Genomic DNA, 16488 nt, shown 5'->3' on the forward strand with positions numbered 1-16488 from the left:
CGCGCGCGTGACAACTCCCCCCTCACCCGAACCTCACCCCGATCCGCTTTTCCTTGCGCCAGACCACGGTGCAGGGCAGATGCTTGCCGTCGGCCGGGACGAACAGGGTGAAATGCTCGGGGATGCCGACGGGACTGGTGACGTCGAGCGCTGCGCCGGCGTCGGACAGGTTGCGAACGGTGCAGTCGATCGCGCCGCCGCCGAACTCGATCGTTCCGGCCTTCAGCACACGGTGTCTGGCTTTGTCGCGTCGCTCGTCCATAGGGACAATCTACACCCGAAGCTGACACGTACATTAAAGGCACGGTGCATTGGCGACGATTTTATGCCGCTGCAAGGTGCGGCGGTATCATGCGGTGGACGCCCCCTACAGCGCGGGCTGGAATGTGTCGGCCTGCGCCATCCGCCAGGCGTCGCGAAAGCGCGGGTCTTCCGTGCCCTCGAGCAGCTCGCCCGGGCGCAGCGCCGGATAGAGCTGGGCGAAGGACTGCACCTGGGTCGTCGACGTCCGTTGGCTGAAATGGATCGGGCGCAGCTGCTGCGGATGTTCGAGGCCGGCCGCGGCGATCAGCTCGGTCAACGAATGCAGCGTCGCGTGATGATAATTGTGCACGCGGTCGATCTTGAGCGGCACGTAGAGCGCGCGTGCCCGCGTCGGGTCTTGCGTCGCAACCCCGGTCGGACAGCGGTCGGTGTGGCAGCTCAGCGACTGGATGCAGCCGAGCGAGAACATGAAGCCGCGCGCCGAGTTGCAATAGTCCGCGCCGATCGCCATCGCCCGCGCCATGTCGAAGGCGGTGGCGATCTTGCCGGACGCACCGATCCTGATGCGATCGCGCGCATCGATGCCGATCAGCGCGTTATGGACGAAATTGACGCCCTCGCGCATCGGCATGCCCAGATGGTCCATGAACTCCAGCGGCGCCGCGCCGGTGCCGCCCTCATTGCCGTCGACGACGATGAAATCAGGATAGATGCCGGTCTGTAGCATCGCCTTGCAGATCGCCAGGAATTCCCAGGGATGGCCGATGCACAGCTTGAAGCCGGCTGGCTTGCCGCCGGACAGGCGCCGCATCTCGGCGATGAATTGCATCATGCCAACGGGCGTCGAGAAGGCACGGTGCGAGGCCGGCGAGATGCAATCCTCGCCCATCGCGACGCCGCGGATCTTCGAGATCTCCTCCGAGACCTTGGCCGCCGGCAGCACGCCGCCATGGCCGGGCTTGGCGCCCTGGCTGACCTTGAGCTCGACCATCTTGATCTGGTCGTCGCAGGCCACGCGCGCGAAGGCTTCGGGATCGAACGTGCCGTCGAGATGACGGCAGCCGAAATAGCCGGAGCCGATCTCCCAGATGATGTCGCCGCCCATCTCGCGGTGATAGGGGCTGACGCCACCCTCGCCAGTGTCGTGCGCGAAACCGCCTTTCTTCGCGCCGGCATTGAGGGCCCGCACCGCATTGGGGCTGAGCGCGCCGAAGCTCATTGCGGAGATATTGAATACCGAGGCCGAATAGGGCTTCGGGCAGTCGGGGCCGCCGATGACGATGCGGAATTTTTCCGTGGCATGCGTCTTCGGCGAGACCGAGTGATGCATCCACTCATAGCCCTCGCGATAGACGTCCTCCTGGGTGCCGAACGGGCGCTTGTCGAGCTCCATCTTGGCGCGCTGATAGACCACCGCGCGGGTGTCGCGCGAGAACGGCATGCCGTCCTTCTCGCTCTCGAAGAAATATTGCCGCATCTCGGGGCGGATCTCTTCGAGCAGGAAGCGGATATGCGCCGAAATCGGATAGTTGCGCAGCACCGCGTGGCTCTTCTGCAGGAGATCGCGGACGCCGAGCAGCGTCAGCGCGCCGAAAATCAGGATCGGGACCAGCAGGATGTCGAAGATCTTGCGGTCGACGATGCCGATGCCGATCAACAGCGCAGTGACGACCGCGCAGATCGTCAGTACGATGAAGCGCGGCGAGAATGGCAGCAGCAGGGTTTCCATGATCCCCTCTTCGGCCAGCGGCAGCCGTTTGGGGGATGCGTGTTGGGAGGCGTCCTGCGTCTTGGTGTCGTCGGCCACGATTCCGATCCTCTCGCCAGCATGAGGCGGTACGATACGCCCTCGCCTGTCATACGGATATGACGCGGCCCTTGTTTCAGGCTAGCGAATTCGGCCAAGACAAATCAATCAGCCGGATGGCCGGGTTTTGCGGTGCAGCAAGAAATGGAGAGGGGCGGGCGTAAGCAACAGTCGACGCAAAAAGCCGAGCTGTCGTCCCGGGCAAGCGCCAGCGCAGACCCGGGACCCATAACCACAGGAGTTTGAGGTTGGGAAAGCTGGCACTCCGAGTCGTCGCATAACCACGGCCTGTGGCTATGGGTCCCGGATCGGCGCGCGCTGAGGCGCGCTTGTCCGGGACGACGAGCTGAGTGTGGCGTGCAAGTACGCCACGTCTTCAACCGAGCTCAGCGCTCGACGAAGGCCTTCTCGATCACGAAATGGCCGGGCTTGTTGCCGCTGCCTTCGATGAAGTCGCGGCCTTCGAACATCACCTTCAGCTCTTCCAGCATCGCCGGGCTGCCGCACATCATCACGCGGTCGGTGGCGATGTCGAGCGGGCCCTGGCCGATGTCGTTGAAGATCTGCTCGGAGTTGATGAGGTCGGTGATGCGGCCGCGGTTCTTGAAAGGCTCGCGGGTCACGGTCGGGTAGTAGATCAGCTTGTCCGCGAGCAGCTCGCCGAACAGCTCGTCTTCGCGCAAGGAAGCAACCAGCTTCTCGCCATAGGCGAGCTCGGAGACCTGGCGGCAGCCGTGCACCAGCACGATGGATTCGAACTGGTCGTAGACTTCGGGGTCCTTGATCAGGCTCGCGAAGGGCGCAAGGCCCGTGCCGGTCGAGAGCAGCATGAGCCGCTTGCCCGGAAGAAGGTTGTCGGTGATCAGCGTGCCGGTCGCCTTGCGGCCGACCAGGATGGTGTCGCCTTCCTTGATCTTCTGCAGGCGCGAGGTCAGCGGGCCGTCCTGCACCTTGATCGAGAAGAACTCGAGCTCTTCCTCGTGGTTGGCGCTCGCCATGCTGTAGGCGCGCAGCAGCGGACGGCCGTCGATCTCGAGGCCGATCATGGCGAACTGGCCGTTCTGGAAGCGGAAGCCGGTGTCGCGCGTGGCGCGGAAGCTGAACAACGTGTCGGTCCAGTGCTGAACGGACAGAACCTTCTCTCGGTAAAACGCGCTCATGATTTTCGATATTCCGAATAATTGCGGTTTTAGGGCAAAAGCGTTGCCCGGCCCTGAAACGGGGCGGACACCATTGCCATGGCGGAGGATTTCGCGTGTGTGATCTACGCCATTGAGACCAATAATCAACCTCGTTTCGGGTGCAATTGATGCCGATCAAACCGGCATTTGCAGCGGAAATAGCCGCATCATTAATGAATGTGCTGCCCCGCACGCCAGGAGGGCAATTTCTTTTCCCTCGAGGGCTCGATTGCAGCACTTAATTTCCGTCGCGCTCGCGAGAATTTCATTAAGAATAGCTCTGATAATCACCCCGGCTTGGCGCCAATTCCCGCATTTTTGCGGCTTTTGGCGACAGGGACGATTGAATCACATGGCAGACGGCGAGCGGATCTTCGTCCAATCCATCAGGCGCTATTGCGCGGACCACGGCGTCGCCGTCGATGTCCGCGCCGGCGGCTGGCTGATCGCGATGCACAGGGGCGATCAGCGCCGCTTTGCCTTCGGCTACGACATCGGGCTCAACAGCGCCATCGCGCACCGTCTCGCCAACGACAAATCGGCGGCAGCGGAGGTGCTGGCGCTCCAGGGCGTACCCTGTGTCCCCCATGACCTCTTCCTCAATCCGAAGCTCGGCAGCAACGTCGTCGGCGCTGGGTGGCGAGAAGCCATGCTGGACCTGCTCGCGAAGAATCCGCAAGGCGTGGTGGTGAAGCCGAACGAGGGAACGTCGGGGCGTTCGGTGTTCAGGGTCACGACGGAGGCAGAACTCGACCGCGCGGTCGCCGAAGTGTTCTCGATGAGCACGGGGCTCGTGTTCTCACCCTATGTCGCGATCGAGGAGGAGGTCCGCGTGGTGCTGCTCGGCGATGTGCCGCTCGTCGTCTACAGCAAGCAGCGTGGTGCGGATTGGCGGCACAATCTCGATGCCGGCGCACAGCCGGTGTTGCTGGAGGGCGGCGAGGTTCGCGCGGCCTGCGCGAACCTCGCGATCGAGGCCGCGAACGCCATCGGCATTGTCTTTGCGTCAATCGACCTGGCGCGCGTCGATGGGGCGTGGCGGGTGCTCGAGATCAACTCGGGCGTGATGATGGAGGCGCTGGCGAAGCTGCATCCGGAGCTGGTACAGGCGACGTATGACGCGGCGCTGGACCGGGTGTTTGGGGAAAATTAGCGGAGCACTGGCTGCCCCTCTCCCCTTGTGGGAGAAGGTGGCTCACCGCGAAGCGGTGAGACGGGTGAGGGGTTCTCTCCGCGAGTCCAACTCTCATCCGAATGAGCGGAAAGATACCCCTCATCCGGCGCTTCGCGCCACCTTCTCCCACAAGGGGAGAAGGGAAGGCAGCGAGTTCGCGGCGCGAGCGTGGACTAATTATTCGCCCCCGCCGAATCGTCCATCGCCTTGAACGCTTCTTCCAGCTGCAGCGAGATCGGCACGTTCAGGCGTTCGCCGGTGGGGAGGCGTGCGGTGAACCATTTGTTGTAGAGCGGGACGAGATCGCGGTTGGAGCCGAGCTTGCGGAAGGCGCGCTCGACCACGGCCGCGAGCTGCGGCTCGCCCTTGCGGAACATGATGCCGTAGGGATCGTAGGACAGATAATCGCCGGTGACGCGGAATTTATCCTGCGCCTTGTGGCGCGCGATCAGGCCGGAGAGCAGGATGTCGTCGGTCGCGAACGCATCGGCCTTGCCCTCGGCGAGCATCTGGTAGGATTGCTCGTGGTCGGGCGAGCTGACGATGTTGAGGCCCAGCGAGAATTTCTTGTCTGCCGCCTGGATCGCCTGTTCGTTGGTGGTGCCTTTCGTCACCACGATGGTCTTGCCCTTCAGATCGGTCAGCGACTGGACGCCGGATGCCTTCGGCACCATCAGCTTGGTGCCGGCGACGAACATCAGCGGCGAGAAGGCGACGCGCTTGCCGCGTTCGGCATTGGCGGTGGTCGAGCCGCATTCCAGGTCGATCTTGTTCTGGAGCACGGCGTCGATGCGGTCGTCCGAGGTGACCTTGACGTAGTCGATCCTGAGATTGGGATCGTCGACCTCGACGCCGATCTCCTCGACGATGGCCTCGCAGAGCTCGAGGCTGTAGCCGATCGGGCGGCCCGACTGGTCGAGGAAGGAGAACGGCGGCGAGCTCTCGCGATAGCCGAGCCGCACGGTGTGCGCCTTCTTGACGGCCGCCAGCGTCGGGCTGAGCCCTTCGCCGGCGGTCTGGGCGAACGCCGACGTCCCGAACAAGGACATCGCAAGCAACAAGCAGCCTGAGGTCAGCGACCTCGCCAAGATCTGGCCCATGGTTCGCTCCTACCCATGGCCTGCCATCGCGGGCACCTCGCCGGGAATCATGTCGTCAGGCACGGCATCGCCGGGTCCCATCGCATGTTCAGGCCCGAGCTCGCCTTCCCATTTGGCCACGACCGAGGTCGCCAGCGTGTTGCCGATCACGTTGGTGGCGCTGCGGCCCATGTCGAGGAAAGTGTCGATGCCCATGATCATCAAGAGCCCCGCCTCGGGAATGTTGAACTGCGCCAAGGTCGAGGCGATCACGACGAGCGAGGCGCGCGGCACGCCGGCGACGCCCTTCGAGGTGATCATCAGCGTCGCCAGCATCGCGAGCTGGGTGCCGAGCGACATGTCGATGTGATAGCTCTGCGCGATGAAGACGGCCGCGAAGGTGCAGTACATCATCGTGCCGTCGAGATTGAAGGAATAGCCCAGCGGCAGCACGAAGCTCGAGATCCGCGACGAGGCGCCGAAGCGGTTGAGCGCTTCGAGCGTCTTCGGATAGGCCGCTTCCGAGCTCGCGGTCGAGAATGCGATCATCAGCGGCTCGCGCACCAGCTTCAGCAGATGGCTGTAGCGTGGCCCGATCACGATGAAGCCGACCACGACCAGGATGGCCCACAGGATCATCAGCGAGAGATAGAAGCCGCCCATGAACACGACGAGCTTCCAGAGCACGGCAAGGCCGTTCTTGGCGACCGTCGCGGTGATGGCGGCCCACACCGCGAGCGGCGCGAACAGCATCACATAGCTCGTGACCTTGAGCATGATATGGCCGACGTCGTCGATCATCGCGAGGATCGGCTTCGAACGTTCGGGCATGGAGCCCATCGCCACCGAGAAGAACACCGCGAAGATCACGATCTGCAGGATCTCGTTCTGCGCCATCGCGTCCGCGATCGAGGTCGGGATCAGATGGGTGAGGAATTTCTCGATCGAGAAGGCCGACACCGGCAGGCCGGTCGATTGCCCGGCCTGGGGCAGCGTGCCCGGGAAGTTCGCGCCGGGCTGCAGCAGGTTCACCATCACGAGGCCGAGCAGCAGCGAGACGAAGGAGGCGCTGATGAACCAGCCCATGGTCTTGGCGAAGATGCGGCCGAGCTTGGAGCCCGAGCCCATATGCGCAATGCCGCCGACCAGGGTCGCGAACACCAGCGGCGCGATGATCATCTTGATCAGGCGCAGGAACATCATGGCGATCAGGTTGATGGCGGAGGCCCATTCGGCGCGCGTGTCGGGCAGGAAATTGTAGATCGCCGTGCCCATGACGATGCCCAGCACCATCGCGGCCAAGATGTATTGCGTAAACCTGTTCGACATCGCTTACCCCCACGTACACCGGCGCTTCATGATGTCGCAGATACGACAGCGACGCAACACGCTTTGCGTGTGATCGCGTTTTCAGGATGTTCCCGTTGTGAAATGGAACGCCGCGCTCTAGCCTTCACGCAGCGCACAACGCATGCGGCCTGCACCTTTTGTTTGCGGCGGCTGCATCAATAATCGTCAAGACAATCAGAGAGGGAAACGCCATGAGCGGCAACGTCAATCGCCAAATCCTGCTGGTCGAAAAGCCCAGCGGCAAGCTCGGCCCGGAGCATTTCAAGATGGTGGACGGCGCGGTGCCGGAACCGAAAGACGGCGAGGCCTTGCTGCGTGTACGTTACATCTCGCTCGACGCCGCCAACCGCGCCTGGATGCACGGCGCCACCTATCGTTCAGCGGTCGAAGCCAACAGCGTGATGGCTGGCGGCGCCATTGCCGAGGTCGTCAGCTCGAAGGCCGAGGGCCTGGCTGCGGGCGACATCGTGTTCGGCGACACCGGCTGGCAGGAATATGCGGCGGTGCCGGCGAAGCATCTCACCAAGATGCCGAAGCTCGAGCCGATGACGCATCTGCTCAGCGTGTTCGGCATCGCCGGCCTCACCGCCTATTTCGGCCTGCTGGAGATCGGCAAGCCGAGGGAGGGCGAGACGGTGGTGGTTTCCGCGGCGGCGGGCTCGGTCGGCTCGATCGTCGGACAGATCGCCAAGATCAAAGGGTGCCGTGTCATCGGCATCGCCGGCGGCGCGGACAAGTGCAACTGGCTCACCTCCGAGCTCGGCTTCGATGCCGCCGTCGACTACAAGGACGGCGCGGTGTTCAAGGCGTTGCGCGCGGCAGCTCCGAAGGGCATCGACGTCTATTTCGACAATGTCGGCGGCGACATTCTCGAGGCCTGCCTGCCGCAGATGAACAATTACGGCCGCATCGCCTGCTGCGGCGCGATCTCGCAATATGACGGCGCACCATCGGCGCATGGTCCACGCGGTGTGCCTGGCCTGATCGTGGTGAAGCGGCTCGTCATGCAGGGCTTCATCGTGATGGATTACATGAAGGAGAGCCCGCGCGCGCTCGCCGATCTCCAGGCCTGGGTCAAATCCGGCAAGCTGAAGGTGCAGGAAGACATCATCGACGGATTGCAGAACACGCCGATGGCGCTGATCGGATTGCTTGCGGGCGAGAACCGCGGCAAGCGCATGATCAGACTCTGACGTCGTCGGCACACCGCATTCGCGCCGGCATAATCTACTTGCGGTAGCGACCGAAGCGGCCAATGATATCGCTCGCGAGGCATCACTCGCGACGATTGCGATTGCGCGACTTTGATTGAGCGTCGAACAATATCGACAGGGCAGGAATTCATCCCAATGTTCAACACGTTGAAACATGTCTCAACGCGCACGGCGTTGCTGGCGGCGGCACTTTTCGCAACTGCAGCAGGCGCATTCGCGCAAGCGCCCACCGAGGCGCAGAAGAGCGCCATCCGCTCCGCGTGCCGCTCCGACTTCATGGCGCACTGCTCGAGCGTGACGCCCGGCGGCACCGAAGCGTTTCAATGTCTGCAGAAGAACATGTCGAGCCTCTCGGGCGGATGCCAGACCGCGGTTCGCGCGATTGCGCCGCCCGCGGCTGCGAAGCCCGAAGCTGCTCCCGCCGCGCCGAAGACCGAAGCGGCCCCCAAAGCGGAGCCGACGCCGGCTCCTGCCGCGCCCAAGGCTGAATCGGCTCCCGCTACAAAGCCGGCCCCCGCACCAGCGCCGAAGGCCGCTGCCGCCAAGCAACCGAGCAGCGCGCAGGTCGCCGCGATCAAGAGCGCCTGCCGCTCGGATTATCCCAAAGTCTGCGCCAGCGTGCCACCGGGCGGCGCCCCCGCGCTCGAATGCCTGGAGAAGAACAAGGCCAAGGTCTCACCGTCCTGCCAGAGTGCGCTGGGCGCGGCATCCGGCGGCGCGGCAACGACCACCCCGCCGGCGGCGGGAGCGGCAGCAGCGCCTGCCGCAGCGCCCACCGTGCTCGTGCTGCGCCCGATGCGGCCGCGCGAGGAGCTTTTCGTGGCGCGATCAGCCTGCGGCGCGGACATCCGCACGATCTGTGCCGGCGTCGAGGTCGGGGCCGGCCGCATCATGCAATGCCTCGCCAACAATGCTGCATCGCTGTCGCCGGCGTGCAGGGACGTGCTGGCGCCCTTCGCCGTTCGCTAAGGCGCGCGCCATGATGGACGGCGTGCGAAGAATGAATTTCGCACGCCTGAAACGACAAACCTTTGCAGATATCCGATTTCGATCACGACAAGACGGGAGGACAACATGCGTTCATTGCTGCTCGTTGCTTCTGCGCTCCTCGCCTTCGGAGCGACCATGATCCTCGAGTCCACCGGCGCCAATGCGGTGGTGTGCGCCCGTGGCGTCTATCGCGCCGGTTGCGCCGGGCCGAACGCGGCCGTCGTGGTCCGCAAGCCGGTTCCGGTCGTCCGCTGCACCCGGGTGCTGGTCAACGGCGTCTACGTGAAGCGCTGCGTCTGAACGGGCGGATGGCCAAGCCGGCGCGGTTTGGCTATGATTCGAACCTGACGGTTTCGGACGCGCGTAAAACGCGTGCCCGAAGGTGAGCTTCGACACGCCCGCGCCTGACCGATAATTCCGCTGGCGCGGGACGCCGGAGCACATTAGTCTACCCCTAGATAGTAAGTATACTGTCAATTAGGGAGGCAGACGTTGCGGATCGCCGTGATTGGCGGGGGGCCCGGTGGGCTCTACTTCGCCTATCTCTGGAAGAAGCGTCACCCCGAGGATCAGGTCGACCTGTTCGAACAGAACCCGGCCGACGCGACCTGGGGCTTTGGCGTCGTGTTCTCCGACCAGGCGCTGGAATTCCTGCGCGCCGACGACCCCGAGACGGTCGACGCGATCGCGCCGCACATGGAGAGCTGGGAGAACATCACGCTGAACCTCGGCGGCGACAGCGTCGCCATCGACGGCGTCGGCTTCTCCTCGATCGGGCGGCTCGAGCTGCTGCGCTTCCTGCAGCAGCGCGCGCTCGACGTCGGCGTCACGCCGCGCTTCGATACGCCGATCCACGCCATCGACCAGCTCAATGGGCACGATCTGATCGTCGCCGCGGACGGGCTGAATTCGCTGGTGCGCCGCGCCTATGAGGGCGATTTCGGCACCTCGCTGTCCTACTCCTCCAACAAGTTCGTCTGGTACGGCACCTCGAAGCGGTTCGAGACGCTGTCGCAGACCTTCGTGAAGACCGACCGCGGCGCCTTCAACGCCCATCACTACCGCTACTCGCCGGCGATGAGCACCTTCCTGGTCGAATGCGACCACGCGACCTGGCAGGCCTACGGCTTTGCCTACAAGGACGTCGAGCAGTCCAAGGGCGTCTGCGAAGAGGTGTTCGCCGACACGCTCGGCGGCCATTGCCTGGTCTCCAACAAATCGGTCTGGCGCAACTTTCCCTGGGTCTGGAACGAGCATTGGTCGTTCAAGAACATGGTGCTGCTCGGCGATGCCCTGCATTCCGCGCATTTCTCGATCGGCTCGGGCACGCGGCTTGCGATCGAGGACGCCATTGCGCTGGTCAAGGCGCTGGAATCGGATGCGCATCTTGCCACCGCGCTGCATCGCTACCAGGCCGCGCGAAAACCGGTGGTGCAAAAGCTCGTCAATGCCGCGCGCACCTCGGCGTTCTGGTACGAGCATTTCGCCCAGCACATGCAGCTCGACCTGATGGACTTCGCCTACAGCTACATCACTCGCTCCGGCCGCATCGACGATTCCCGGCTGCGCGCGATGTCGCCGGCCTTCATGGCCCGCTACGAGGCGGCCAAGAACGGCGGAGACGAGGCATGAGCAACGAAATCAGCGACCAGGTGCCCGCCGACAGCGCGGGGGCACGCGAGATCGGCTTTGCCGTTCCGGAAACCTACAACGCCAGCCGCGTGCTGTTCGACAATCTCGGCAAAGGCCGGGGCGACAAGCTCGTACTGATCGGTCCCGCGGGCACGCGGACCTATGCCGAGCTCTGCGATGAGGCTTGCCGCTGGGGCAACGGCTTTGCATCGCTTGGCCTGAAGCGCGGCGACCGCGTGCTGCTGTTCCTCGACGATACACCCGCCTATCCGGCCGCGTTCTTCGGCGCGGTGCGCGCCGGCTTCGTGCCGCTCCTGATCAACACGCTGACGCCGCCGGACCTGCTGCAATTCTATCTCGCCGATTCCGGGGCTGAAGTTGCGGTGGCGGAGTCGGAGTTCTGCTCGCGCTTCAATGCGGAGGCTTGCAAGGACACGAAGCTGGATACGCTGATCATCGTCAATGGCGAGGCGCGCGACCACGCGGCGCCGAAGGCGCTTGCGGCAGCAGACTGGCTCGCACAATTCCCGGCCGAGTTGGCCGAAGCCCCCACGCATCGCAACGAGATGGCGTTCTGGATGTACTCGTCCGGCTCGACCGGCCGGCCCAAGGGCATCGTGCATCTCCAGCACGACATGGCCTATAGCGAGGCCGCCTTTGCGCGGAGCGTGCTGAAGCTGACTCCTGACGACATCTGCTTCTCGGTGCCGAAGATCTTCTTCGCCTATGGCTTCGGTAATTCCGTCACCTTCCCGTTCTCGGCGGGAGCTGCGACGCTGCTGCTGCCGGGCCAGCCGAAGCCCGCGTCGATCTTCGCCGCGATCGAGCAGTACAAGCCGACGGTCTTCTTCGGCCTGCCGACGCTCTACACGTCGCTGACCAAGGCCGAAGGCGCAGACAAGACGAACTTCTCGTCATTGCGCATGGCGCTCTCCGCCGCCGAGGTGCTCTCGGCGGAGGTCTTCAACGGCTGGAAGACGCTCACCGGCCTCGAGATCGTCGAAGGCCTCGGCTCGACCGAAGTGCTGCACATCTATCTCTCCAACACGCCCGAGCAGAAGAAGCTCGGTGCCGCAGGCCTGCGCGTGCCCGGCTACGAGGTCGCGCTGCGCGACAAGGACGGCCGCGACGTCGCCGACAACGAGGAAGGCATTTTGTGGGTGCGCGGCGATTCCAACACGCCGCTGTACTGGAACCGGCCGGACAAATCCGCCGAGACCATCCGCGAGGGCGGCTGGATCTACACCGGCGATCGTTTCGTCAGGGATGCCGACGGCTTCCACTTCTTCCGCGGTCGCGCCGACGATCTCATCAAGATCTCCGGCCAATGGGTCTATCCGCTCGAGGTCGAGCTCTGTCTCGCCGACCACCCCGAGATCCGCGAATGCGCGGTGTTCGCCGCCGAGCTGCCGGACCGCCGCATGACGCTGAAGGCCGTGGTGGTGATGAACAACCGCACGGTCAACCAGGGCGACGCGACGCGGCGGCTGCAGGACTATGTGAAGGGCAAGCTGCTGCCCTACAAATATCCGCGCGAAGTGATCTTCACCGACGAGCTGCCGAAGACCGGCACGGGGAAGATCGATCGGCAGGCGTTGCTGAGGATGTGAGGCGAGAACCGTAAGGCACGCACACAGTCGCCAACATCTCGGTGTCATCCCCGCGAACGCGGGGATCCATAACCACAGAGAGTGGTTGTGGCGCTAACTGGTAACTCCGAGTCCTCGCCAAGCTCCTGCTGCGGCGTATGAGTCCCGGATCTGCGCTGACGCTTGTCCGGGACGACTGTTGAGTTCTGCGCGGCTGTTTCGTCTCGCCCCTCACCCAGCCTTGCCCAGATGCTCCAGCGCGTCCTCGGCCCGCAGTGGCACGCGCGAGGCTTCGTTGTTGAGATCGACGAGCTGCGACATCAGCCCCATCAGCGTCTTGCGGTCGGCGGGCTTCAGCGGCTCCAGCATCCGCGCCTGGGCGCGCTCGACGGCGGGGATGATCTCGCGCAGGATCGCGGCGCCTGACTTGGTCAGGTAGAGCAGCTTGATCCGCTTGTCTTCCGGAGCCGGCTTGCGCTCGACGAAATCCTTGGCCTGCAGCCGCTCGATCACGCTGCCGAGCGTGGAGCGGTCGAACGCGATCACCGCCGACAGCCGCGTCGCGTCGATGCCGGGATGGGTGTGGATCGCGATCAGCGCCGCATATTGCACCGGGGTCAGGTCGAACGCCTTGCACTCCTCCATGAAGATCGAAACCGCGATCTGCTGCATGCGCCGGAACAGATAGCCCGGCGCGGCATAGACGGCGTCGATCGTGATCGGAGCGGATGGCTTACTCGGCATCGGGCTGCTTCTCCGGCGCGGCATCGGCAAACGCCGGCAGCGCCTTCGCGGCGGCCTCGGCCTTGAGCAGGCGCGGATAGGCCGAGACATCGACGCCGAAGCGGCGCGCGTTGGCGAGCTGCGGCACCAGGCAGAGATCGGCCAGCGTCGGGGCATTGCCGAAGCAGAACGGGCCGGGCTCGTCCTTGATCAGCGTCTCGCAGGCCGACAGCCCTTCGCGATTGACCCAGGCGGCCCAGTCCTGAACCTTCTCCTCGGGCAGGCCGAGCTCGCGCAGCCGCGCCAACACCTTCAGGTTCTGCACCGGATGGGTGTCGCAGGCGATCGCCAGCGCAAACGCCCGCACCTTGGCGCGCTGCAGTGGATCCTTTGGCAGCAGCGGCGGATTGGGGTGCGTCTCATTAAGCCATTCGATGATAGCGACCGATTGGGTCAGCACCGCACCGCCATCGTTTTCCAGCGCCGGCACCAGGCCTTGCGGATTGATGGCGAGATAGGCGGGCGCGCATTGCTCGCCCTTGCGCAAATGATGCGGCAGATGCGCGGCCTTGAGGCCCTTGAGGTTCAGCGCGATCCGCACCCGATAGGCGGCGCCGGAGCGGAAATAGCCGTGCAGCTTCATTGGGACCCTCCCTCTATCCTCGGTCATTTGGGGCCTTGTACGCCGTCCCTCGCATTGACGCTACCTAGATCGTCAGTATACTGTCAATCAACAAAACGAACGGGAGCGCCGCCATGGAAGCCGTGACCAAGACGCCGGAACGCGAGGCCTTCTACAAGAAGATCGACGGCGAAAACCTCACCGCGCTGTGGACGGTGATGAGCGATCTGATCACGCCGGAACCGAAGAGCGCCTGCCGCCCGCACCTCTGGAAGTTCGACGTCATCCGCGATTACATGACGGAGGCCGGCAAGCTGATCACCGCCAAGGAGGCCGAGCGCCGCGTGCTGGTGCTGGAGAATCCCGGCCTGCGCGGCCAGTCCAAGATCACGACCTCGCTCTATGCCGGCGTGCAGATGGTGGTGCCCGGCGACGTCGCACCGGCGCACCGGCACAGCCAGTCGGCGCTGCGCTTCGTGCTCGAAGGCAGGGGCGCCCACACCGCGGTCGACGGCGAGCGCACCGCGATGGAGCCTGGCGATTTCATCATCACGCCATCGATGACCTGGCACGATCATTCCAACGAAACCAACGAGCCGATGTTCTGGCTCGACGGGCTCGATATTCCGCTGGTGCAGTTCTTCGACTGCTCCTTCGCGGAAGGATCGAAAGAGGACCAGCAGAAGATCACAAAACCCGCGGGCGACAGCTTTGCGCGCTACGGCCACAATCTGCTGCCGGTCGATGTAAAGCGGAGCTCGAAGACCTCGCCGATCTTCAGCTATCCCTATGCCTACACGCGTGAGGCACTGGAGAAGGCTCGAACGAGCCAGGAGTGGGACGCCTGCCACGGGCTGAAGTTGAAATTCAGCAACCCCGAGACCGGCGATTTCGCGATGCCGACCATCGGCACCTTCATCCAGCTGCTGCCGAAGGGTTTCAAGACCGCGCGCTATCGCGCAACCGACGCGACCGTGTTCTGCCCGATCGAGGGCCGTGGCCGCAGCCGTATCGGCGACGCCGTGTTCGAATGGGGCCCTCGCGATCTGTTCGTGGTGCCGAGCTGGCACTGGGTCACGCATGAGGCGGATGAGGATGCGGTGCTGTTCAGCTTCTCGGACCGGCCGGTGCAGCAGAAGCTGGATCTGTTCAGGGAAGATCGCGGCAACGCGTGAGACTCTCGTAGGGTGGATTAGCCGAAGGCGTAATCCACCATCTTCGTTCGGCACACGCGGAAACAGAAGAGGTGGCAGCGCGGATTGCCGCTACCGCCAGTGCAGCAACCGCACCTCCAGCCAGCCGATCAGCTTGCCGACCGCGAGGCCGAACACCGACAGGATCACGACGCCCGCGAGCAGCTGATCGGTCTGCATGAGATTGCCGGCCTGCAGCACGAAGGCGCCGATGCCGTATTGGGCGCCGATCATCTCGGCGCTGACGACGAGGAGCAGCGCGACAGAGGCCGTGATGCGGAAGCCGGCGAGGATCGCGGGCAGTGCGCCCGGCCAGATCACTTTGCGCACGATGGTCGCGAAGGGGACGTTGAAGCTCTGCGCCATGCGGATGAGGTTTCGCGGCACCGCATCGACACCGCTATAGACCGAGATCGCGGTCGAGAAGAAGACGCCAAGCGCAATCGTCGCGATCTTCGGCTCTTCGCCGATGCCGAGCCAGAGAATGAGTAGCGGCAGCAGCGCGATCTTCGGGATCGGGAACAGCGCCGAGATGAAGGTGATGCCGACGCTGCGCGCCAGCCTGGACAGGCCGATGGCAAAGCCCACAGCGACGCCCGCCGCCGTGCCGAGCAGCCAGCCTACGCCGATACGCAGCAGCGAGGCCGACAGATGCTGCCAGAGCGCCCCGGAGATCGCGAGCTGATAGATCGCACGGACAATTGCGGCGGGTGTCGGCAGAAACAGCGCATTGACGAGGCCGGCACTGCCCGCGGCCTGCCAGATCGCGATGACGATGGCGAGCGCGATCCAGCCGCCGTAGCGGCTCGAGGCCGGCACGAAGCCGGCGCCGCGGAAGCGGACGCGCCGGGTGGCAGCGTCTTTCGCAATTTCGGCCGGCGCGCGATCAAGCATGCTGGACCTCGCGCTCGGCATCGATCGCCTCGTTGCGGATCAGCGACCAGATCTGGTTCTGCAGCGCTAGCAGTTTTTCGCGCGCTTCAGCCTCCCCGCGCGCCGCGCGCGTCATCGGCACGGTCACGACCTCGCGGATGCGGCCGGGCCTGCGCGACAGCACCACGATGCGGTCGGCGAGCCGCGCCGCCTCTTCGAGATTGTGGGTGACGTAAACCGCGCCCATACCGCCATCGGCGAGCAGGCGGACGAAGTCTTCCATCAAGAGCTCGCGGGTCTGCGAATCCAGCGCCGACAGCGGCTCGTCCATCAGCAGGATGGCGGGCTTGACCGCGAGCGCGCGCGAAATGCCGACGCGCTGCCGCATGCCGCCGGAAAGCTGTTTCGGATAGGCTTTGCGGAAATCAGTCAACGTCGTGCGGCGCAGGGCGTCCTCGACCAGCGCGCGTCGCTGCACGGCCGAAAGCTGGGTGTGCAGCAGCGGGAATTCGACATTCTCCTCCACCGTCGCCCAGGGCAGCAGCGCAAAGTCCTGGAACACGAAGGTCAGCGGATTGAGGCTGTCCGCCGGCGGCGAGCCCCGGAGCTCGGGCGCGCCGGAGGTCGGCTGCAACAGTCCGCCGAGGATCGACAGCAGCGTGCTCTTGCCGCAGCCGGAAGGCCCCACGATCGCCACCACCTCGCCGGCGCCGACGGTGAAGGAGACATCGTCGAGCACGGCGAGATCGCCGAAGCGGTGGGTGATGTGGCTGGCGATCAGGTCCATGAACTGGTTT

At 64.5% G+C, this 16488-nt stretch carries 16 protein-coding genes; 7 read left to right on the forward strand and 9 right to left on the reverse strand.

Annotation, left to right across the window (positions count from 1 at the left end):
* Nucleotides 1-22: 22 nt before the first annotated feature.
* The 3 genes from SE92_RS20920 to SE92_RS20930 form a co-directional block, all read right to left on the reverse strand.
* Nucleotides 23-262, reverse strand: a complete 240-nt coding sequence (locus SE92_RS20920) for a PilZ domain-containing protein (protein WP_063197991.1) — start codon at nt 260-262, stop codon at nt 23-25.
* A 105-nt stretch (nt 263-367) separates the two neighbouring features.
* On the reverse strand, nt 368-2071 hold the full coding sequence (locus SE92_RS20925; protein ID WP_198172728.1) for an FMN-binding glutamate synthase family protein: 1704 nt from the start codon (nt 2069-2071) through the stop codon (nt 368-370).
* A 386-nt stretch (nt 2072-2457) separates the two neighbouring features.
* A complete protein-coding gene (locus SE92_RS20930) occupies nt 2458-3231 on the reverse strand; it encodes a ferredoxin--NADP reductase (RefSeq protein WP_063197993.1) in 774 nt (257 codons plus the stop codon).
* Nucleotides 3232-3604: 373 nt separating this feature from the next.
* On the opposite strand from SE92_RS20930, the gene SE92_RS20935 reads away from it, so the two are divergent.
* The gene (locus tag SE92_RS20935; RefSeq protein WP_063197994.1) at nt 3605-4405 is read left to right on the forward strand and encodes an ATP-grasp domain-containing protein; all 801 of its coding nucleotides are present in this window, start codon (nt 3605-3607) and stop codon (nt 4403-4405) included.
* A 194-nt stretch (nt 4406-4599) separates the two neighbouring features.
* Here the strand turns inward: SE92_RS20935 and SE92_RS20940 are convergent, their stop codons facing one another.
* Both SE92_RS20940 and SE92_RS20945 read right to left on the reverse strand, forming a co-directional pair.
* On the reverse strand, nt 4600-5526 hold the full coding sequence (locus SE92_RS20940; protein ID WP_063197996.1) for an amino acid ABC transporter substrate-binding protein: 927 nt from the start codon (nt 5524-5526) through the stop codon (nt 4600-4602).
* Nucleotides 5527-5535: 9 nt separating this feature from the next.
* Complete coding sequence (locus tag SE92_RS20945; protein WP_063197997.1) at nt 5536-6834, reverse strand: dicarboxylate/amino acid:cation symporter; 1299 nt, start codon at nt 6832-6834, stop codon at nt 5536-5538.
* Between the two features lie 212 nt (nt 6835-7046).
* Here SE92_RS20945 and SE92_RS20950 point away from each other — a divergent pair, with 212 nt between their 5' ends.
* From SE92_RS20950 to SE92_RS20970, 5 genes are all read left to right on the forward strand, one after another.
* Nucleotides 7047-8048 carry an NADP-dependent oxidoreductase gene (locus SE92_RS20950; protein ID WP_063197999.1) on the forward strand — a complete coding sequence of 334 codons (1002 nt, stop codon included), beginning with the start codon at nt 7047-7049 and terminating at the stop codon, nt 8046-8048.
* A 156-nt stretch (nt 8049-8204) separates the two neighbouring features.
* Nucleotides 8205-9038: a cysteine rich repeat-containing protein gene (locus tag SE92_RS20955; protein ID WP_063198000.1), complete on the forward strand. Its 834-nt coding sequence runs from the start codon at nt 8205-8207 to the stop codon at nt 9036-9038.
* Nucleotides 9039-9143: 105 nt separating this feature from the next.
* Complete coding sequence (locus SE92_RS20960) at nt 9144-9359, forward strand: hypothetical protein (RefSeq protein WP_063198002.1); 216 nt, start codon at nt 9144-9146, stop codon at nt 9357-9359.
* A 192-nt stretch (nt 9360-9551) separates the two neighbouring features.
* Nucleotides 9552-10691, forward strand: a complete 1140-nt coding sequence (locus SE92_RS20965; RefSeq protein WP_063198003.1) for an FAD-dependent monooxygenase — start codon at nt 9552-9554, stop codon at nt 10689-10691.
* On the forward strand, nt 10688-12301 hold the full coding sequence (locus SE92_RS20970; RefSeq protein WP_063198005.1) for a benzoate-CoA ligase family protein: 1614 nt from the start codon (nt 10688-10690) through the stop codon (nt 12299-12301). The genes SE92_RS20965 and SE92_RS20970 overlap by 4 nt, the downstream gene beginning before the upstream one ends.
* Before the next feature lie 210 nt (nt 12302-12511).
* Here the strand turns inward: SE92_RS20970 and SE92_RS20975 are convergent, their stop codons facing one another.
* Entirely contained in the window at nt 12512-13024 is a 513-nt protein-coding gene (locus SE92_RS20975) for a MarR family winged helix-turn-helix transcriptional regulator (RefSeq protein WP_063198007.1), read from the reverse strand.
* Nucleotides 13014-13646, reverse strand: a complete 633-nt coding sequence (gene maiA / locus SE92_RS20980) for a maleylacetoacetate isomerase (protein WP_063198009.1) — start codon at nt 13644-13646, stop codon at nt 13014-13016. Before maiA ends, SE92_RS20975 begins: the two co-directional genes overlap by 11 nt.
* Before the next feature lie 113 nt (nt 13647-13759).
* Between maiA and gtdA the strand changes: the two genes are divergently transcribed.
* The gene (gtdA, locus tag SE92_RS20985; RefSeq protein ID WP_063198010.1) at nt 13760-14800 is read left to right on the forward strand and encodes a gentisate 1,2-dioxygenase; all 1041 of its coding nucleotides are present in this window, start codon (nt 13760-13762) and stop codon (nt 14798-14800) included.
* 90 nt (nt 14801-14890) lie between these two features.
* Here gtdA and SE92_RS20990 read toward each other — a convergent pair whose 3' ends face one another.
* Complete coding sequence (locus SE92_RS20990) at nt 14891-15712, reverse strand: ABC transporter permease (protein ID WP_063198012.1); 822 nt, start codon at nt 15710-15712, stop codon at nt 14891-14893.
* On the reverse strand, nt 15705-16478 hold the full coding sequence (locus tag SE92_RS20995; protein WP_063198014.1) for an ABC transporter ATP-binding protein: 774 nt from the start codon (nt 16476-16478) through the stop codon (nt 15705-15707). The genes SE92_RS20990 and SE92_RS20995 overlap by 8 nt, the downstream gene beginning before the upstream one ends.
* Nucleotides 16479-16488: the final 10 nt, after the last annotated feature.

Source organism: Bradyrhizobium sp. AT1 (assembly GCF_001590795.1).
In the GTDB taxonomy this organism is placed as follows: Bacteria; Pseudomonadota; Alphaproteobacteria; order Rhizobiales; family Xanthobacteraceae; genus Bradyrhizobium.